Here is a 17,933-nt window from a genome sequence, read left to right as displayed (position 1 = left end):
TCACGGCTTCTCACACGGCTCCCGACAACCCCGTCACGATCATGAAGAGCAACCACAGCACCGGGACGAGCGCGATGTAGGCACGCGGACGCCGATGGACGGGCACGCCGGGGTCGTACCGCGGGCCCAGCATGCCCGGGCCCGGGGCCGGGAGCTTCTTCACCCGGCGCACGGCGAGGAGGTTGCGGACCAGCGTCAACGGCGCGAAGACGAACAGGGAGAGGGGGCTCCACCAGCCCCAGGCCAGCGTGTGGGTGGTCAGCGCCCGGTACACGGCCAGCCCGCAGGTCAGACACATCGGCCCGGCCGTCTTGCGGAATCCCAGGAGGATCACGAGCCCTCGGTGGGCACGGAAGGTGACGTCCGCGGCGGGGGAACCTCCGCAGAACCTGCACATGGGTGGGGCGGGAACAGGGGTGGGGGTGGGGATGGGGGCGGGGGTGGGGCGGGGCCGCTCGGCGGCGGCGCTCCCGGGTACGGGTTGTTCTGCGGACGGGTCGGCGTACCAGGCGCGGAGGGAGGCGACGACGGCGTCCAGGAGGCCGCTTCGCACGGCCTCGTCGATCGTCCCGTCGCTGAAGTGCTCTCCGCGCACGATCGTGGTGGCGGCGCGCACCGCGTCGGAGGGCCGCAGCCGTCCGTCCGGCGGTGCCTCGGGCATCGGGGCGTCCGTCCACCGGTACTCCGGGGTGACCGCGCCGATCCTGTGCAGGGCGGAGACGGCACGGAGCAGCGGCTGACCGTAGAGGGGGAACGGCACCTGGACGGCGCCGCTCGTCGACGTGGTCCCCCCACCCCACTTCACGTCCCGGTCCTCGTCCGTGAGCGCGTCGAAGGCGTCGGCGAGCTCCTGCCAGGCTTCCGTGTCGTCCCGGTGGAGCTGGGCGAGCAGGCGGCGGTCGTCGGCCGGGGTGACGATGCGGGCGAGTTCCTCGACGGCCGCTCGGTCGGCGGCCTCGGTGACCGGTCCGACGCCTGGTTCGCGGCTGAGGAGGTTGAGGACGCCGAGGGGGGCGAGGCCACGGCCGCGGGCCTCACCGACCCGGCCGTACCACTCCGTACCGGCGTCGTAGGCAGCGCTGCTGCTCGCCTTCCGGTTCATCCACTCGACGTCGGTGGCATCGCCCCAGGCGTAGCCGATGACTTCGCCGTCGGGGGCGGTGACGGTGATGTAGTGCACGGGATGGGACACGCTCGTCATGCTGCTCAGGCCTTGGGGGCCGTTACCTCCGCAGATACTCGGTTCAGGCGCGGACCCACCGGTGGTTCGCTAGCCGGCCGAGGCGAGGGCCTCGACCGCGGCGGTGTCCTCTGTGTCGACCACCGTGACGTAACGCACCGGCTTGTCGGTGTGGTTTCGGTAGCGCGGTGGGCCCGACACGAGGTTGATGTGCACGTCGTCGTGGAGGCGCGGGTTCGTCGACATGGGCTCAGCCGCCGGCGACCAGTTCCTTGAGCGAGGCGAGGGTGGGGGCCTCGGCGCGGGAGTCCGGGACGACGTGGCTCTTGTCGTTGTCCTTCGCGCCTTGCTCCAGTTCCGCGAGCAGGGCCGTCGGGGCGAGCTCCCGCGCCTTGCCGTCACGCAGGGCCCGCACCCACCTGGCACCGGCGTTGACGGCGTTGGGCGCAAGCCCCGGCGGCACCACGAGGCCGGCCGCATCGTCCGTGTCGTTCGCCCACACGTACCCGATGACGGTGCCGGCACGGTCGGCGACCCTGAGGTACGTGACCGGCCCATCGGTGTGACGGCTGTACGCCGCCGGACCTGCGACCTGCTTCATCTGCAGGTCCTCGGCGAAGCGCGAGTTGGTCGGGGGTTGTTCGCTGCTCATGAAATCCACATTCCTGTACGTCTGCCTGATCCACCACGACGGCGCGGTCCCGAGTCCTTCAAACGCCGTTCGCTACGGCTTCGGCAGGACCTCTCCGTAGGCGTGCCACTTGCCCGCCGAGTCCTGGAAGACGCGTGTCACGTTGAACTTCGTACCACGAGCGAGCAGCAGCTCCCGCTCCCCCTTGTTCGCGGAGATGTAGTCGATCCAGAGAGCCGGGGTGCCCTTCGGAACCCGCCAGTGCATGATCACCGGTTGGTGCTCGAAGGCCGGGTCCTTGCCGAGCGACGTGGAGGTGTACCCGTCGTCGCCGTAGGTCCTGCCCTGCATGTCGAGCGGCGAGTCCAGGTCGAGGTGGTCGATCCGGGTACCGCGGACGACCATGATGTCCTCGGGCACAGGGCGGGTGCCCATGACCCGGTCCATGTTGTGGACGATGTCGGCGATCGGGGCAGGCAGATCCCCGCCGGCCCGTAGCGGGCCGTTGATCTGCGTGTAGTAGTAGTCGCTGTACTTGTTGAGCGCGTTCTTCGCAGCGGGGTCGAGCTGGTCGATGTAGTCGTTCCAGTACGCGTCGCCGTACGCCTGTCCCGCCCTGTTGCTGGCGCTGGGCCCGAGGTTCGTGCCGTGCGCCAGTTCGGCCTCGGCCACCGCGTGCTTCTCCGCGTCGGTGGCCAGGTCGTCGAAGTCGTCCGCCGACATGTGCGGCTTGTACTCGAAGGGCTCCGCGGCCCCGTGCCCCGGCACATCCGCGCCCTGGTGCCCCGGAGCGACCGGACCGTCCGTGCCGTGATGCGCGGCGCCGTCGCCGAGATCCCCGTGGTCGCCGGCGTGCGCGGCGTCGTCGGCGTGGTGACCGAGACCGTCGTCACCGTGGCCCGCTCCGTGCGAGGCGTCGTCGCCGTGACCGGCACCGTGCGAGGCGTCGTCCGCGTGACCGGCACCGTGCGAGGCGTCGTCCACGTGACCGGCGCCGGGGACGTCGTGCACGGGGGACGCCGGGCCCTGGTGGTACCACGGGGTGGTGGCACCGGGGTGACCGGCGCCGGTGTGCGGTGTGGTGGCCGGGGTCTGGTCGTAGGCCGACGGCGAGGGCGCGTGGTCGTACGCCGACGGGTTCGGGCCGAAGTCGTGTCCGGGCGCGTGGCCGTACGGGGCCCCCGACGGGGTCTGGGTGTACGGGTTCTGGTCGTACGCGGTCGGCGAGGGCGCGTGGTCGTACGGGGAACCCGACGGCGCGTGGCTCGCGGCGGCCGGGGCGTTGTAGTGGCCGGAGTCGGGCGCGTTGTAGTGCCCGGCGTTGTCGACCGTGTGCGCTGCCCCGGCGTAGGGCTGGGAGCCCTGCGTGGTCCAGTGGGGCGGGAGCGTCGGGGGGGTTCCGTGGGGAACCGACGGGGTGTTGGTCTCGTAGTGCACCGGCGTCGTGTCGATGGCGCCGGTCGGCGTGATGAGGTTGCCGTTCGGGTCCATCAGGCGGCCGTCGGGGAGGTGGACGGCGCCGTCGGGGAGGGTGGGGATGTCGATGTTGCCGACGCCCTTGAGGCCCTTGGCGATGTCGCCGATCTTCGACAGGCCCGCGCCCGCGCCCTTGGCGATGTACGTCATCGGGTCGATGACCTTGCCCGCCTTGCCGGCCGCCGACAGCACCTTCGCGACCGCGCCGGCCTTGCCCGCGCCCGCCACACCCGCGCCCGCGCCGCCGGTGAAGACGGTGGTCAGGACGTTGAAGGTGACCGCACCGGCCGCGCGGCCGGGGTTCTTGCCCCACTCGTCCCAGGCGACCAGCGCCTTGCCGGTCTCCTTCATCGCGGTGCGCGAATCACGGATCCAGGAGGGGAGTTTGTCGTCCGGGAGGAGCCAGAACGCCGTTCCCACACCCGGGATCGACGCCAGCGCCAGGCCGGTGGCGAGCTGCGCGAGGCCCTTCCAGGCCTGGCCCATCGCCTCCCAGCCGCCGAAGCCGACCAGGGTGCCCAGGCCCTTGATGGTGCCCCAGATACCGTCGACGATCAGGCCGTCCCACACGAAGGACTTCACCCAGTGGCCGACCTCGTACCAGTGGTGCTTCTCCTCCACCGGGTCGCCCCAGGGAAGCTTCGCGTTCTTCAAGTCGTCCGCGTTGAAGCCGTACTGGTCCGCGCGCTCGGAGCCGTCCCCGGCGACCATCTGGGTGCCGCCCCAGATCGCGGTGATCTTGTTGTGGCAGGTCCGCTCGGCCGCCCAGAACGCCGCCACCGTCGTGGTGATGTCGTCCCGGATCCGGTTGTGTTCCTCGACCTTGTCGCCGTCGTACTCCCACTCGTCGTCGTCCTTGACGGAGTCGACGAACGTGCTGGCCTTGGTCTTCAGTTCCTTCAACTTGTCGACCAGGGGGCGGATTTCGGTGGAGTAGGTCGACAGGGCGCCGGACACCGTCTCCAGGTTGTCCCCGAAGGTGTCGGCGCGGTCCTTGACCGGCTTCGTCGTCGCGAAGAGCTTCTCCGCCTCCGGAGCGGTGTAGTACGCCGACAGGCCCTGGAACTGCGAGTCCACGTCCTGGCCGGTCTTACGGACATGCCCCGCGTCCTTCTTCAGGTCCGCGTGGTCCGTCTCCAGCTGGGCCAAGTTGCCCGTGTACTGCGGAATCTGATCGGGCTTGATCACTGCTTGCCCACCCCCGGCAGATCCACGACCGGCGCGGCCAGCGTCTTGCGCTGTGCTTCGGCGGCCATCTCCTCGTCGCCGTTGAGGTACGCGGTGGTCGCGTCCACCGCACCCTGAAGGGACTTGCCCGCCCGTGCCGCCACGAACTGCAGGTCCTTCGAAGCCCGCTCGGCGTACTGGGACAGGGCGAGGGCCACCAGACCACCGGCAGCCTTCTCACCGCCCTCACCACCACCGCCCTCGGCGGAGATGGTGCCCGCACTCGTCGCCGCCGACTGCAGATGCTCGCCGAACGCCTTGCCGTACTTCTCCAGGTTCGACGCCGTCTCACCGGTCGTCTTCAACACACCTGAAATACCCTGCGGATTCAAATCCCAGCCGGGCACGGAAACCCCCGTTTACCTAAACTCCCGATACCGAACAACAGCTCCGGGGCGGATCGCCCCGGAACGGATGCTTACGGCAGACGAACCCGTCCGTCAGCCGATGTTGTCGACGGCCGCCTTGGCGCGCTGGAGCGTCGACTGAGCGGTGCCGTCGTTCTTCTCCAGCGTCGACTTCAACAGCGTGATGATGTTCTTCACTTCCTGCGAAGCGTTGTTCCACCGCTGTTCCTTGCCGTGGTACTCATCCGCCACGCCATCGGCCGTGAAGTCCGCCATCGCGTTCTTCACCTGCCGGTCACGACTCGCGATCACCTCTTCGAGACGACCGATCACCACCTGGATGTTCGACTGCGTGTCCCCCGACGCACCAATGTCGTACGACTTACGATCAGCGTTCGCAGCCGCCATCACACACCACTCCCCGAGAAACCGAGCAAACAGAAAGAAACCGACGATACCGGCGAAACCGATGAGAACGGGGCAGTGAAGCCCCAGTGGGCATTGCTCAACGGAAGCGCGCGCCGTCGAAGTTGGCGGCACCCATCTGCTGCTTCGCGTTGTCGCCCTGCTCCTGGTCACCCGAGGTGAACGCCGCGTCCATCCCCGACTGACCACCCAGGATCGCCGACAGCGAACCGTTCAGATCCGACGTGATCTTGTCGGCCCGGCCCTTGAACTGGTCGAACATCGCCCGACCCGAACCGTTGAACTTGCCCTCCAGCGGCGCCGCCGCATCCACCAACTGCCGGATCAACGTACCCAGATCAGTACTCGACCCCCGCGAATCACGCTGCAGGTTCGCGAGCGTCTGCGCACCCATGTCGAACTTCATTAACGCCTCCCCCGTCGGGCTGCTCCGGCGAACCGTCCCCGATCCACCTCATAAGTCTCCTACATCTCTATCAACCACCCAGTTGCCTGTGCAATCGAGGGCCCCACCACACACAGAAGCAACACAACTCGGCCGGGATCCCGTTACCTGGCTGGTGAGAGGTGGGTCACAGCGAGCGGCGGCGGCCGGGCACCCGTCCCGGCGGCTAGGCCTCCCGGGTCCCCGAGGTCCCCTCGGTCTCCGGGATCGCGTCGTGCAGCTCCGCGAGCGCGCGTTCACCGGGCCGGCCGGCGATGAGGCGGCCTGCGGCGTCCAGGGCCCACCCGGCGTCGACGCGATGGGCCGCCGCGACCATCAGCGCCAGTTGCAGGCCGAGATCGTACGAGATCCGCTCCTCGGCCGGCCTCGCGATGCCACGGTCCACCGCTGCCTTGATGACGGGCAGGCAGGCGACGACGAGTTCCTGGCGCAGCAGGGAGCTGATGTGGCGGTCGAACTGGACACGGTCCGCCACGTTCAGCAGAGCCTCGGCGGCCCGGACGCGCTCGGCGGCCGTACCCCGCTCCTCGACCATGTCGGCGCTGTCCCCGACGGCGTCGGCGAGCACACCGAAGGTGTCGTCCTGACCGTGCAGCCGGTCGTACGAGGCCCCTCGCCATACGACGGACTCCGGTGCCCCCGCCGCCCGGACCACCGCCTCGTACCCGGCCGCGTCCGCCCAGCGCGTGAGGGCGACACAGGCCAGGAAGCGTCCCGCCGGTTCCTCGCCCGGATCCCGCAGAACCTCTTTCAGAGCCTCGGAACGTTCCCGATAGCCGCCGTCGAGTCCCTCGCTGATGACGTCGTCGGGGTCGGCGGACATGCCGTCGAAGTCCACGAAGAGCAGGGCGGCGACGCGGGCACTCGGCTCCCACGAACCCTTGCTGTCGGTGTCGGACACGTCGGTACTCCTGTGCTCGGATCGGCTCGCCGGATCACGCTATCCGGCGCGTCACGGCGTCTTGGTCGTCGGGTACGGCCCCGTCACGTACTCCTTGGGGACGACTCCGCTGATCAGCCATTCGCCGTCGCGTCGGGTGTTGAGCAGCGCCATGACCCTTCGGTGCACCTTGCTGGTCTTGCCCTTGCTCAGCCCGAGGTCGTTCACGAACCTGGTCACCGCATCGGTGTCCGTCGGCTTGAGGTCCGCCGGTACGTCCACGTCCTTGCCCGCGGTCTTGCTGATGTCGTCGCCGATGCTCTGCTGGATCTGCTCGGGGCGCAGGATCTCCACGTCGGGGACCTTGCCGGCGTCGATGTCGGCCTGCAGTCGCCGGTAGTCGATGTTGACCTCGTGGCTGCCGTAGACCTTCCCGGTCCCGTCCTTCGGGGCGAAGGAGGTGAACTGGCTCGCTTCCTTGGCCTTCGGGTTCGCGCCGCCGAGCACATGCTCAAGGGGGGTGATCTTCCCGTCCGGATTGGCCGGGACGATGCCGCTGTCCGGATCGAACCGCGACTTCCGCAGTCCGAACTGGTTGTGCGTGGCCTTGAAGTCGTCGTCCTGCCGGATCAGGAGCGGGTCGTCTTCGTGGGGGGACCTGGGCGGGGCGTTGTCGTCCGGGACGGGGGACGCCGGGGGGTCGGTGTCCGGTGTGTCGGCCGTGTTGTGGGCGCTGTCGGCGTTGTCGGCGCTGTGGGTATTGCCGTTGTTGTCGACATGGTCGGGGTTTCCGGCGTGGGGCGGGCCGTCGTCCGTGTGGGAGGGGCTGCCGTCCGTGTGGGGCGGGTCCTCGGTGGGGCGGTCCGTGAAGGTTTCCGTGCCGTCCCGGTGCGGGGGCACGTCGTCGCCGTGGCCGCCCTGGCCGCTGACGGGTGAGTCTCCGGAGCCGGAGTGCGAGCCGCCGCCCGAGTGTCCGAGGTCGCCGGAGTGTCCGAGATCACTCGGCGTGTTGGTGCCGGCTCCGACCGCGGCCGGCTCCCTCACCGGGGTGTCGGCCGTGTTGACGACCGGCTCCGTGGGCGCCTGGTCCGCATGCTGGACCACGCTGCCGTCGCTGTCCAGGACGTTGCCGTTCGGGTCCACGTACTGGGTGGGGGCGCCCTCGGGGGTGGGCAGCCTCACCGCGCCCTCCGGCAACCCGACCGTGTGCTCCGGCAGTTGGACGTTGCCGTCGGGCAGTCTGGTCGCGCCCTCCGGGAGTGCCGCGCCCTCGGGCAGCCGGACCGTGCCGTCCGGGAGCCGTACCGAACCCTCCGGCAGGGTGACCGCGTGGTCGGGGAGGGTGGGGATGTCGATGGTGCCGATGCCCCTGAGGCCCTTGGCGATGTCGCCGATCTTCGACAGACCGGCGCCCACCCCCTTGGCGATGTAGGTCATCGGGTCGATGATCCGGCCCGCCTTGCCGGCGACCGACAGCACCTTGGCCACCGCGCCGGCCCTGCCGACACCCGCCGCCGCGGCGCCCGCGCCACCGGTGAAGACGGTGGTCAGGACGTTGAAGGTGACGGCACCGGCCGCGCGGGCGGGGTTGTCGCCCCACTGGTCCCAGGCGACCAGTGCCTTGCCTGTCTCCTTCATGGCCGTACGCGAATCACGCAGCCACGAGGGCATCTTGTCGTCCGGCAGCGTCCAGAACAGCGCGCCCGCGCCGGGGATGACGGAGACGATGAGACCGGTGGCGAGTTGCGCGAGGCCCTTCCAGGCCTGGCCCATCGCCTCCCAGCCGGCGAAGCCCAGCAGGGTGCCCAGGCCCTTGATGGTGCCCCAGATGCCGTCGACGATCAGGCCGTCCCAGAGGAACGACTTGATCCAGTGACCGATCTCGTACCAGTGGTGCTTCTCCTCGACGGCATCTCCCCAGGGAAGCTTCGCGTCCTTCAAGTCGTCCGCGTTGAAGCCGTACTGGTCCTTGCGGTCGGAACCGTCCCCGGCGACCATCTGGGTGCCGCCCCAGATCGCGGTGATCTTGTTGTGGCAGGTGCGTTCCGCGGCCCAGAACGCCGCCACCGTCGCGGTGATGTCGTCCCGGATCTCGTTGTGCTCGTCGACCTTGTCGCCGTCGTACTCCCACTCGTCGTCGTCCTTGACCGACGCGATGAAGGTCTCGGCCTTGGCCTTGAGTTCCTTCAACCTGGTGTCCAGCGGGCGGATTTCGGTGGCGTACGAGGACAGTGCGCCGGACACGGTGTCGAGGTCGTCGGCGAAGGTGTCGGCGCGGTCCTTGACCGGCTTCGTCGTCGCGAAGAGCTTCTCCGCCTCCGGAGCCGTGTAGTACGCCGACAGGCCCTGGAACTGGGAGTCCACGTCCCCGCCGGCCTTGCGGATATGCCCGGCGTCCTTCTTGAGGTCGGCGTGGTCGGTCTCCAACTGCGGGAGGTCACCGGTGAACTGGGGAATCTGATCCGGCTTGATCACTGCTTGCCCACCCCGGGGAGGTCGATCTTGGGTGCGGCGAGGGTGTTTCGCTGTGCCTCGGCGGCCATCTCCTCGTCGCCGTTGAGGTAGGCGGTGGTCGCGTCCACCGCACCCTGGAGGGACTTGCCCGCCCGTGCCGCCACGAACTGCAGGTCCTTGGACGCCCGTTCCGCGTACTGGGACAGGGCGAGGGCCACCAGACCACCGGCAGCCTTCTCGCCGCCCTCACCACCGCCGCCACCGCCCTCGGCGGAGATGGTGCCCGCACTCGTCGCCGCCGACTGCAGATGCTCGCCGAACGCCTTGCCGTACTTCTCCAGGTTCGACGCCGTCTCACCGGTCGTCTTCAACACACCTGAAACACCCTGCGGATTCACATCCCAGCCAGGCACCGACGACCCCCGTACTTCACGAATTCCTGCACACGTCACACGTCACGCGTCATACGTCGTCAGCCGATGTTGTCGACGGCGGCCTTGGCGCGCTGGAGCGTCGACTGTGCCGTGCCGTCGTTCTTCTCCAGCGTCGACTTCAACAGCGTGATGATGTTCTTCACTTCCTGCGAAGCGTTGTTCCACCGCTGTTCCTTGCCGTGGTACTCATCCGCCACGCCATCGGCCGTGAAGTCCGCCATCGCCGACTTCACCTGCCGGTCACGACTCGCGATCACCTCTTCGAGACGACCGATCACCACCTGGATGTTCGACTGCGTGTCCCCCGACGCACCAATGTCGTACGACTTACGATCAGCGTTCGCAGCCGCCATCACACACCACTCCCCGAGAGTCGAAATAAAGTCCGCACAGAACGAAGCCGAGGCCCGAGCCAGAGCCCGAGCTCAAGGTCAACGGAAGCGCGCGCCGTCGAAGTTGGCGGCACCCATCTGCTGCTTCGCGTTGTCGCCCTGCTCCTGGTCACCCGAGGTGAACGCCGCGTCCATCCCCGACTGACCACCCAGGATCGCCGACAGCGAACCGTTCAGATCCGACGTGATCTTGTCGGCCCGGCCCTTGAACTGGTCGAACATCGCCCGACCCGAACCGTTGAACTTGCCCTCCAACGGCGCCGCCGCATCCACCAACTGCCGGATCAACGTACCCAGATCAGTACTCGACCCCCGCGAATCACGCTGCAGGTTCGCGAGCGTCTGCGCACCCATGTCGAACTTCATTAACGCCTCCCCCGTCGGGCTGCTCCGGCGAACCGTCCCCGATCCACCTCATGACACTCCCTCATCTCTATCAACCCGATAGTTGCCTGTGCAACTGATGCCCCCGGCACACACAGAAGCGCCACGGCTCGACCCGGTTTCCGTTACGGGCTGTTGAGCAGCGGATACGGCGTGCGGCGGGGTGGCCGTGTCACACTCACCCGCCCTCACCCTTCGCTCCCGCACAAGGAGCCGCTGACGACAGCGGCGGTCCGGCGGGGCCCGGACAACTCCGAGTGCGGCAAGCCTGGTTCGACCTGGTGCCACCGCACGGCGCTCGGTCTGGCGTCCACGGCGACGCACGGGATCGACCGGCTCGACCGGCTCGACCGGCTCGACCGGGAAGCGTCCGCGAGCCGACGGGCACATGGAACTCCGTGACGGCCGCCGAGATCAGGGCCGACAGCGTCCAGTACGCCGACAGGCCCTGGAACTGTGAGTCCAGGGCCTGTCGGTCCTACGGGCCTGCCCCGCGTCCTTCCTCAGGTCGCGTGGTCCGTCTCCAGCCGGGTCAAGTACCCCGTGTACTGGGGTACTTGACCGGCTTGATCACTACTTGCCAGCCCCGGGGAGGTCGATCTTGGGTGCGGCGAGGGTGTTGCGCTGCGCCTCGGCGGCCATCTCCTGGTCGCCGTTGAGGTACGCGGTGGTGGCGTCGACGACGCCCTGCAACGACTTGCCGGCCCGTGCGGCGACGAACTGCAGGTCCTTCGACGCCCGTTCCGCGTACTGGGACAGGGCCAGGGCGACCAGACCACCCCCGGCCTTCTCGCCACCCTCACCACCGCCACCGCCCTCGGCGGAGATGGTGCCCGCGCTGGTCGCCGCCGACGTCAGGTGCTCACCGAACGCCTTGCCGTACTTCTCCAGGTTCGACGCCGTCTCCCCCGTCGTCTTCAAGACACCTGAAATACCTTGCGGATTCAGATCCCAGCCCGACACCACAGCCCCCGTATCGCCGAACGTCCTACAGAATCACAGACCATCCGAAGCCCGCTGAACTCAGTCGAACTCATGCGAACTCGGCTGAACTCAGTTGAAATCAGTTGCACTCAGCCGATGTTGTCGACGGCGGCCTTGGCGCGCTGGAGCGTCGACTGTGCCGTGCCGTCGTTCTTCTCCAGCGTCGACTTCAACAGCGTGATGATGTTCTTCACTTCCTGCGAAGCGTTGTTCCACCGCTGTTCCTTGCCGTGGTACTCATCCGCCACGCCATCGGCCGTGAAGTCCGCCATCGCGTTCTTCACCTGCCGGTCACGACTCGCGATCACCTCTTCGAGACGACCGATCACCACCTGGATGTTCGACTGCGTGTCCCCCGACGCACCAATGTCGTACGACTTACGATCAGCGTTCGCACCCGCCATCACACATCACTCCCCGAGAGTCGGAAGAACCCCAAGCTCAACTGCGGCCCCAAGCTCAACGGAACCGCGCCCCGTCGAAGTTGGCGGCGCCCATCTGCTGCTTCGCGTTGTCGCCCTGCTCCTGGTCACCCGAGGTGAACGCCGCGTCCATGCCGGACTGGCCGCCCAGGATCGCCGACAGCGAGCCGTTGAGCTCGCTGGTGATCTGGTCCGCGCGACCCTTGAACTGGTCGAACATGGCGCGGCCCGTACCGTTGAACTTGCCCTCCAGCGGTGCCGCCGCGTCCACCAGCTGGCGGATCAACGTGCCGAGATCGGTACTCGATCCCCGCGAATCACGCTGCAGGTTCGCGAGCGTCTGTGCGCCCATGTCGAACTTCATCACGCCTCCCCCGTTGAGTCCTCACCACCACATGGTGTGCGTTACATCTCTACCAACTCCCCGATTACCCAGGCAATCGGACTTCGACGGTAGTTACAGAGGCAGCACAAACTGTTGACCAAAGAGGTGGTGCACACGTGGACGTATGGGGACGAATGGTCAGGGGGCGGATGTCGCCGACGCCGCCGTCGGTCCCTCGCGGCAGATGAGCAGCAGCGCCCGGTCGTCGTTGACGTCCTTGGCCACGGCCTCGATCAGGTGCCAGGCCGCTCCGTGGAAGCCGCCGGCGACATAGCGGTCGGCCTCGCCGGTGAGGCGGTCGATGCCCTCGACGATGTCGCGCTCGGACGTCTCGACCAGCCCGTCCGTGAACAGCATCAACACGTCCCCCGGGCCCAGCGAGCCCTTCACGGGGTCGAACTGGGCACCGTCGTACACACCCAGCAGCGGGCCTTCCGCGGCCTTCTCCTCCCAGCGGCCGTTGCCCGCGCTGAGCTGGAGGCCCGGCGGGTGGCCCGCGGAGTACAGCTCGTAGTCGCCCGAGTCCAGGTCGAGGACCAGGTGGATGGAGGTGGCGAAGCCCTCGTCCCAGTCCTGGCGGAGCAGGTAGCCGTTGGCCGCCGGGAGGAAGGCGTGCGGGGGCAGGGAGCCCAGGAGGCCGCCGAAGGCGCCCGACAGGAGCAGGGCGCGCGATCCCGCGTCCATGCCCTTGCCCGAGACGTCCGTCAGGACGACCTCCATGGTGCGGCCGCCGTTGGTGCGGGCCGCGACGACGAAGTCGCCGGAGAACGACTGGCCGCCCGCCGGACGCAGCGCCATCTCCCGGTGCCAGCCCTGCGGCAGTTGCGGGAGCTTGCTCTGGACGCGGATGCGTTCACGCAGGTCGAAGAGCATGGTGCCGCCGCGCCGCCAGGGCACGCCGACCCGGCTGCGGAACTGGGCGATGAGGAGCCCGAAGAAGCCGCAGGCGGCGACGACGAGCACGACGCCCGGTGTCACCCGGGAGGGGCCTTCCGTGTACGGGCCGAGCTGGACCGACTCCACGATCAGGGCGGTCGCCGCCGCCGCGTACAGGCCGAGCAGGCTCGCCGGGCGCAGCAGCAGGCCGCCCGCGACGATCGGCAGGACCAGTCCGGCCGGTGAGATCCACACGGAGTTCATCAGTGTGGCGGCCGCGATCAGGGGCACGGTGAGGAGCAGGCCGGCCAGTGCGACCCAGTCCGAGCCGTCGCCGCGGAAGTAGTCGACAGCGCTTCTGCGCATGCCGACGCGAGCCCGGTGCCACTGCATCTTCAACCGGGCTGTGAACGTCTCGGCTTCCGCGCGCCGCTCTCGTCCTGCTGCCATTAGTTCGGGACCCTATCCATCGGACCAGCTCCTTGGCACGGGAGGTCCCACTTGTCCCCCGTCCGAGGTTCGACTTCACAGTGAACTTCACAGAAAGCCGTCATGCCGCCACCAAGGCGAAATTCCCTGGCCCGTCCCGCAATGCCCTGGTAGGCATGAATCATGGCGACTGACTTGCGGGTGCTGTCAAGGGACGACTGGGACCAGTGGTACGACAACCTCATCCGGGCCTTCGGCGGGACGCCGGAGTCGTCCGAGGAGCGGGAGATGTGGCGCTCCCTCACCGAGATCGACCGTTCCATCGGCGTCTGGGACGGCACTCAGAGCGTGGGCACGGCGGGGGCGTTCAGTTTCCGGCTGACCGTGCCGGGGGGTGCCGCGGTGCCGGCCGCCGGCGTGACCATGGTCAGCGTGGCCGCGACGCACCGGCGGCGTGGGGTGCTGCGCTCCATGATGCGGCGGCAGCTGGACGACGTACGGGAGTGGGGCTGGCCGCTGGCGGTGCTGACCGCCTCGGAGCCCGAGATCTACGGGCGGTTCGGGTACGGCGCCGCCACGCACCACGTCAACGCCGTGGTCGACACGGCCCGGGTGCGGCTGTCCGTGCCGCCCGGCACCGATGACGTACGGCTGCGGTACGCGGCGCCGGCCGAGGTCCTCGACGCGTGCGAGGCGGTGTACGGGCGGCTGGTGTCGGGGCAGCCGGGCCGGGTGGCGCGGATTCCCGGCTGGGAGAAACTGTGGGTGCTCGACCCCGAGGACCGTCGGGACGGCGCCTCGCCCCTGCAGTGCGTGGTCGCCGAGCGGGACGGGGAGGTCGTCGGGTACGCGCGCTTCCGGGTCAAGTCGGACTGGGAGCCGGCGGGACCCAAGGGCACGGTGGTGCCGGAGGACGTGGAGGCGCTGGACCCGGTGGTGCACGCGGCGCTGTGGCGGTTCCTGTTCGGCATCGACCTGACCTCCACGGTCGACGCGCGGCGGCGCCCGGTGGACGAGGCGTGGCTGCACATGGTCTCCGATGTCCGTCGGTGTTCGCTGCTGGTACGGGACTCGCTGCATGTGCGACTGGTGGAGGTCGGCGCCGCACTGGAGGCGCGGACGTACCAGGCGCCGGTGGACGTGGTGTTGGAGGTCGAGGACGCCTTCTGCGGCTGGAACGCGGGGCGTTGGCGGCTCACCGGCGACGCGAAGGGCGCGTTGTGCGCCCGTACGACGGATGCGGCCGATCTCGCCCTGTCGGTACGGGAGTTGGGGGCGGCGTACCTCGGGGGCGTGTCCCTGGTGTCGTTGGCCGCGGCCGGGCGGGTGCGGGAGGTCCGGCAGGGGGCGCTGGCGGAGGCGTCGGTCGCGTTCGGGTCGACGGTGACGCCCTGGCTGCCGCACGGGTTCTAGGGCGACGGGGTCCGGTGTCACCGCTGCTGGCAGGCGGGGCACCAGAAGAGGTTGCGGGCGGCGAGACCGGCGGTGCGGATCTCGCCGCCACAGATGTGACAGGGCAGGTTGGCCCTGCGGTAGACGTACACCTCGCCGCCGTGGTCGTCGACGCGCGGCGGGCGGCCCATCGCCTCCGGCATGTGTGCGGGGCGGACGGTGTCGATGCGGTTGTTGCGGACGCCCTCGCGCATCAGGCCGACCAGGTCGGCCCAGATCGCGTCCCACTCGGCGGGGGTGATGTCCTTGCCCGCGCGGTAGGGGTCGATGCCGTGGCGGAAGAGGACCTCGGCCCGGTAGACGTTGCCGACGCCGCCGACGACCTTCTGGTCCATGAGCAGGGCCGCGATCGTCGTACGGCTGCGGGAGACGCGCCGGTACGCGGCCCGCGGGTCGGCGTCCTCACGGAGCGGGTCGGGGCCGAGGCGGTCGTGTATCGCGTCCTTCTCGGCGTCCGTGATCAGGGCGCAGGTCGTCGGGCCGCGGAGATCGACGTACGACGTGCTGTTCGCGAGCCGGAGGCGGACGGTGTCCGTGGGCGGGGGTGCCGGGGCCGGGCCGAAGGTGACCTTGCCGAAGAGGCCGAGGTGGATGTGGATCCAGGACTCGGCGAACCCCAGGAAGAGGTGTTTGCCGTGGGCCTCGGTGCGGGCGAGTTCCGTACCGGTGAGCAGGGCCGCGGCGTCGCTGAACTTGCCCTGGGGGCTGGTCACGCGTGGAGCCGTGCCTGTGAAGGCGGCGGCGTAGTCCTGTGCCAGCCGGTGGATCGTGTGCCCCTCTGGCACCTGTCGCGTTCCTTTCCGCAACCCCGGGGACTCCGCCCCGGACCCCGCCAGGGGGCTTCGCCCCCTGGCCCCCTGCCTATGCCCACCCACCGCCCGGCTCGGTCGATCGAGAGGGCGCCGTAAAGCCGTAGAACCTACTGCTGCGGGTGGTGCGCCGGGATCGGCGGCAGGTCGCCCGTCGTCTCGTAGCCGGCCAGCATCTCGATGCGGCGGATGTGACGCTCGTCACCGGAGAACGGGGTGTTGAGGAAGGTCTCGACGAACTTGGTCGCCTCTTCCCGGGTGTGCATGCGTGCGCCGACCGCGACGACGTTGGCGTCGTTGTGCTGGCGGCCGAGCGACGCCGTCTCCTCGCTCCAGGCGAGCGCCGAGCGCACGCCCTTCACCTTGTTCGCGGCGATCTGCTCGCCGTTTCCGGAGCCGCCGATCACGACGCCGAGAGCGTCGGCGTCCGCGGCCGTCCGCTCGGCGGCGCGGAGGCAGAACGGCGGGTAGTCGTCCTGGGCGTCATAGATGTGGGGACCACAGTCGACCGGGTCGTGACCCGCTTCCCGGAGCCACTCGACGAGGTGGTTCTTGAGTTCGAAGCCGGCATGGTCGGAACCGAGATACACGCGCATGGGATGAGTGTGACACGGGTGTTTCGGGGCAGCAGCCTCGGGGGCCGATCACGAAAAGCGTGAGCAACACTACAGAACCTCAGGAAAACCTCAAGTAACGATCCGGAATCAAAGGTTCAATATTCCCTTGGCCTCCGATTCACTGGACCAACTTGTTAGGCCCTCGTACACCGCTCGTACGGGAAACTGCTCACCCGGCGCAAAGGAATTCCCCCCATGACCTCGCAGCCGACTCTGTCCAAGGCCGGTACGGACCCCGGAACGCCCGGCGAACCGGGCAACGGTCTCCAGGCAGGACTCAAGAACCGTCATCTCTCGATGATCGCCATCGGCGGTGTGATCGGCGCCGGGCTGTTCGTCGGCTCCAGCTCCGGTATCGCCACCGCCGGCCCCGGCATCCTCCTGTCGTACGCGCTCGTCGGCACGCTCGTGGTGCTGGTGATGCGGATGCTCGGTGAGATGTCCGCCGCCAACCCGACCTCCGGGTCCTTCTCCGCCCACGCCGACCGGGCGCTCGGGCCGTGGGCCGGGTTCTCCATCGGCTGGCTGTACTGGTTCTTCTGGGTCGTCGTCCTCGCGGTCGAGGCGACCGCCGGGGCCAAGATCCTGGAAGGCTGGATACCGGCCGTTCCCCAGTGGGGCTGGGCCCTCATCGTGATGGTGGTGCTGACCGCCACCAACCTCGTCTCGGTCGGCTCCTACGGCGAGTTCGAGTTCTGGTTCGCCGGCATCAAGGTCGTGGCGATCGGCGCGTTCATCCTCGTCGGTCTGCTCGCCGTCTTCGGAGTGCTGCCCGGCGTCGACAGCGACCAGGCCGGACTCTCCAACCTCACCGGCCACGGCGGCTTCCTGCCCAACGGGCCCGGCGCGATCCTCACCGGTGTCCTGCTGGTGGTCTTCTCCTTCATGGGCAGCGAGATCGCGACCCTCGCGGCCGGTGAGTCGGAGGACCCGCAGCGGGCCGTCACCAAGTCCACCAACAGCATCATCTGGCGGATCGGCGTCTTCTACCTCGGCTCGATCTTCGTCGTGGTGACCCTGATCCCCTGGGACGCCAAGTCCATCCAGGACGAGGGCTCCTACGTCGCCGCGCTGGACTCCCTCGGTATCGCGCACGCCGGCCAGATCATGAACTTCATCGTGCTGACCTCGGTGCTGTCCTGTCTCAACTCCGGCCTGTACACGGCCTCCCGGATGGCCTTCTCGCTCGGCCAGCGCGGGGACGCGCCGAAGGCGTTCGCGCGGACCACCTCGCGGGGTGTGCCGATGACGGCGATCATCGCGTCCGTGGTGTTCGGGTTCGTCGCGGTGTTCTTCAACTACAAGTTCCCCGACTCCGTGTTCCTCTTCCTGGTCAACTCCAGTGGCGCCGTCGCCCTGTTCGTGTGGCTGGTCATCTGCTTCTCGCAGCTGCGCATGCGGAAGATCATCCAGGCCGAGTCGCCGGAGAAGCTCGTCGTGAAGATGTGGCTGTACCCGTACCTGACCTGGGCGACGGCCGCGCTGATCGTGTTCGTCCTCGGCTACATGCTGACCGACACCGAACACGACGGCCGCGAGACCGTCGTGCTGTCCCTCCTGGTGGCGGCGGGCGTCCTCGTCGTCGCCGTCGTGAAGGAGAAGGTCAAGGGCGGACGCCAGGTCACCAAGGTGTGATCGCCCGCGCGCCGGTCCGTGCGATCGGCCGCGCGTGAGAGGGGCCCC

20 protein-coding genes are annotated in these 17,933 nt (G+C 68.8%); 2 read left to right on the top strand and 18 right to left on the bottom strand.

Features of this window, described 5'->3' with window-relative positions; all coding sequences use genetic code 11:
• Window positions 1-10 precede the first annotated feature (10 nt).
• The 16 genes from ACZ5VD_RS02890 to ACZ5VD_RS02815 all read right to left on the bottom strand — a co-directional run bounded on the left by ACZ5VD_RS02890 (window position 11) and on the right by ACZ5VD_RS02815 (window position 13,393).
• Entirely contained in the window at window positions 11-1,192 is a 1,182-nt protein-coding gene (locus ACZ5VD_RS02890; protein ID WP_468680396.1) for a DUF6508 domain-containing protein, read from the bottom strand.
• Window positions 1,193-1,270: 78 nt separating this feature from the next.
• The gene (locus tag ACZ5VD_RS02885) at window positions 1,271-1,426 is read right to left on the bottom strand and encodes a hypothetical protein (RefSeq protein ID WP_468550364.1); all 156 of its coding nucleotides are present in this window, start codon (window positions 1,424-1,426) and stop codon (window positions 1,271-1,273) included.
• Between the two features lie 4 nt (window positions 1,427-1,430).
• On the bottom strand, window positions 1,431-1,832 hold the full coding sequence (locus ACZ5VD_RS02880) for a hypothetical protein (protein ID WP_468550365.1): 402 nt from the start codon (window positions 1,830-1,832) through the stop codon (window positions 1,431-1,433).
• Window positions 1,833-1,904: 72 nt separating this feature from the next.
• Window positions 1,905-4,475: an ADP-ribosyltransferase gene (locus ACZ5VD_RS02875; RefSeq protein WP_468680394.1), complete on the bottom strand. Its 2,571-nt coding sequence runs from the start codon at window positions 4,473-4,475 to the stop codon at window positions 1,905-1,907.
• Window positions 4,472-4,822 (bottom strand): DUF6507 family protein, encoded by a 351-nt coding sequence (locus ACZ5VD_RS02870; protein WP_468680392.1) that lies wholly within the window; start codon window positions 4,820-4,822, stop codon window positions 4,472-4,474. Before ACZ5VD_RS02870 ends, ACZ5VD_RS02875 begins: the two co-directional genes overlap by 4 nt.
• Window positions 4,823-4,954: 132 nt before the next feature.
• Complete coding sequence (locus ACZ5VD_RS02865; protein WP_468550368.1) at window positions 4,955-5,269, bottom strand: pore-forming ESAT-6 family protein; 315 nt, start codon at window positions 5,267-5,269, stop codon at window positions 4,955-4,957.
• Between the two features lie 97 nt (window positions 5,270-5,366).
• A complete protein-coding gene (locus tag ACZ5VD_RS02860) occupies window positions 5,367-5,693 on the bottom strand; it encodes a hypothetical protein (RefSeq protein ID WP_468680385.1) in 327 nt (108 codons plus the stop codon).
• A gap of 205 nt (window positions 5,694-5,898) precedes the next feature.
• Window positions 5,899-6,633, bottom strand: coding sequence for a hypothetical protein (locus ACZ5VD_RS02855; protein ID WP_468550370.1), 735 nt, complete (start codon window positions 6,631-6,633; stop codon window positions 5,899-5,901).
• Between the two features lie 51 nt (window positions 6,634-6,684).
• The gene (locus ACZ5VD_RS02850) at window positions 6,685-9,087 is read right to left on the bottom strand and encodes a hypothetical protein (protein ID WP_468680390.1); all 2,403 of its coding nucleotides are present in this window, start codon (window positions 9,085-9,087) and stop codon (window positions 6,685-6,687) included.
• Window positions 9,084-9,479: a DUF6507 family protein gene (locus tag ACZ5VD_RS02845; RefSeq protein WP_468680388.1), complete on the bottom strand. Its 396-nt coding sequence runs from the start codon at window positions 9,477-9,479 to the stop codon at window positions 9,084-9,086. Before ACZ5VD_RS02845 ends, ACZ5VD_RS02850 begins: the two co-directional genes overlap by 4 nt.
• 59 nt (window positions 9,480-9,538) lie before the next feature.
• On the bottom strand, window positions 9,539-9,853 hold the full coding sequence (locus tag ACZ5VD_RS02840; RefSeq protein ID WP_468680387.1) for a pore-forming ESAT-6 family protein: 315 nt from the start codon (window positions 9,851-9,853) through the stop codon (window positions 9,539-9,541).
• A 78-nt stretch (window positions 9,854-9,931) separates the two neighbouring features.
• Window positions 9,932-10,258, bottom strand: a complete 327-nt coding sequence (locus tag ACZ5VD_RS02835; RefSeq protein WP_468680385.1) for a hypothetical protein — start codon at window positions 10,256-10,258, stop codon at window positions 9,932-9,934.
• Window positions 10,259-10,849: 591 nt separating this feature from the next.
• Window positions 10,850-11,242: a DUF6507 family protein gene (locus ACZ5VD_RS02830; RefSeq protein ID WP_468550373.1), complete on the bottom strand. Its 393-nt coding sequence runs from the start codon at window positions 11,240-11,242 to the stop codon at window positions 10,850-10,852.
• Window positions 11,243-11,349: 107 nt separating this feature from the next.
• Window positions 11,350-11,664 carry a pore-forming ESAT-6 family protein gene (locus ACZ5VD_RS02825; RefSeq protein ID WP_468680383.1) on the bottom strand — a complete coding sequence of 105 codons (315 nt, stop codon included), beginning with the start codon at window positions 11,662-11,664 and terminating at the stop codon, window positions 11,350-11,352.
• Window positions 11,665-11,719: 55 nt separating this feature from the next.
• The gene (locus tag ACZ5VD_RS02820) at window positions 11,720-12,046 is read right to left on the bottom strand and encodes a hypothetical protein (protein WP_468550375.1); all 327 of its coding nucleotides are present in this window, start codon (window positions 12,044-12,046) and stop codon (window positions 11,720-11,722) included.
• 159 nt (window positions 12,047-12,205) lie between these two features.
• Window positions 12,206-13,393 (bottom strand): SpoIIE family protein phosphatase, encoded by a 1,188-nt coding sequence (locus tag ACZ5VD_RS02815; RefSeq protein ID WP_468550376.1) that lies wholly within the window; start codon window positions 13,391-13,393, stop codon window positions 12,206-12,208.
• 162 nt (window positions 13,394-13,555) lie between these two features.
• On the opposite strand from ACZ5VD_RS02815, the gene ACZ5VD_RS02810 reads away from it, so the two are divergent.
• Window positions 13,556-14,785, top strand: coding sequence for a GNAT family N-acetyltransferase (locus tag ACZ5VD_RS02810; protein ID WP_468550377.1), 1,230 nt, complete (start codon window positions 13,556-13,558; stop codon window positions 14,783-14,785).
• A 17-nt stretch (window positions 14,786-14,802) separates the two neighbouring features.
• Here ACZ5VD_RS02810 and ACZ5VD_RS02805 read toward each other — a convergent pair whose 3' ends face one another.
• Both ACZ5VD_RS02805 and ACZ5VD_RS02800 read right to left on the bottom strand, forming a co-directional pair.
• Window positions 14,803-15,609 carry an Fpg/Nei family DNA glycosylase gene (locus tag ACZ5VD_RS02805; RefSeq protein ID WP_468680381.1) on the bottom strand — a complete coding sequence of 269 codons (807 nt, stop codon included), beginning with the start codon at window positions 15,607-15,609 and terminating at the stop codon, window positions 14,803-14,805.
• Window positions 15,610-15,743: 134 nt separating this feature from the next.
• Entirely contained in the window at window positions 15,744-16,229 is a 486-nt protein-coding gene (locus ACZ5VD_RS02800; RefSeq protein ID WP_468550379.1) for a ribose-5-phosphate isomerase, read from the bottom strand.
• A gap of 216 nt (window positions 16,230-16,445) precedes the next feature.
• Here ACZ5VD_RS02800 and ACZ5VD_RS02795 point away from each other — a divergent pair, with 216 nt between their 5' ends.
• Entirely contained in the window at window positions 16,446-17,885 is a 1,440-nt protein-coding gene (locus ACZ5VD_RS02795; RefSeq protein WP_468680379.1) for an amino acid permease, read from the top strand.
• Window positions 17,886-17,933 lie beyond the last annotated feature (48 nt).

The sequence above is a fragment of the Streptomyces sp. NPDC032822 genome, assembly GCF_055578825.1.
The sequence above is the reverse complement of the archived record's forward strand: the minus strand, read 5'-3'. Positions and strand labels throughout refer to the sequence as shown.

What these genes read in the sequence shown, in the direction of transcription:
- ACZ5VD_RS02885 (WP_468550364.1), bottom strand. Translation starts at nt 1,426, where the DNA reads ATGTCGACGAACCCGCGCCTCCACGACGACGTGCACATCAACCTCGTG.
- ACZ5VD_RS02880 (WP_468550365.1), bottom strand. Translation starts at nt 1,832, where the DNA reads ATGAGCAGCGAACAACCCCCGACCAACTCGCGCTTCGCCGAGGACCTG.
- ACZ5VD_RS02865 (WP_468550368.1), bottom strand. Translation starts at nt 5,269, where the DNA reads ATGGCGGCTGCGAACGCTGATCGTAAGTCGTACGACATTGGTGCGTCG.
- ACZ5VD_RS02860 (WP_468680385.1), bottom strand. Translation starts at nt 5,693, where the DNA reads ATGAAGTTCGACATGGGTGCGCAGACGCTCGCGAACCTGCAGCGTGAT.
- ACZ5VD_RS02840 (WP_468680387.1), bottom strand. Translation starts at nt 9,853, where the DNA reads ATGGCGGCTGCGAACGCTGATCGTAAGTCGTACGACATTGGTGCGTCG.
- ACZ5VD_RS02835 (WP_468680385.1), bottom strand. Translation starts at nt 10,258, where the DNA reads ATGAAGTTCGACATGGGTGCGCAGACGCTCGCGAACCTGCAGCGTGAT.
- ACZ5VD_RS02825 (WP_468680383.1), bottom strand. Translation starts at nt 11,664, where the DNA reads ATGGCGGGTGCGAACGCTGATCGTAAGTCGTACGACATTGGTGCGTCG.
- ACZ5VD_RS02820 (WP_468550375.1), bottom strand. Translation starts at nt 12,046, where the DNA reads ATGAAGTTCGACATGGGCGCACAGACGCTCGCGAACCTGCAGCGTGAT.
- ACZ5VD_RS02815 (WP_468550376.1), bottom strand. Translation starts at nt 13,393, where the DNA reads ATGGCAGCAGGACGAGAGCGGCGCGCGGAAGCCGAGACGTTCACAGCC.
- ACZ5VD_RS02810 (WP_468550377.1), top strand. Translation starts at nt 13,556, where the DNA reads ATGGCGACTGACTTGCGGGTGCTGTCAAGGGACGACTGGGACCAGTGG.
- ACZ5VD_RS02800 (WP_468550379.1), bottom strand. Translation starts at nt 16,229, where the DNA reads ATGCGCGTGTATCTCGGTTCCGACCATGCCGGCTTCGAACTCAAGAAC.
- ACZ5VD_RS02795 (WP_468680379.1), top strand. Translation starts at nt 16,446, where the DNA reads ATGACCTCGCAGCCGACTCTGTCCAAGGCCGGTACGGACCCCGGAACG.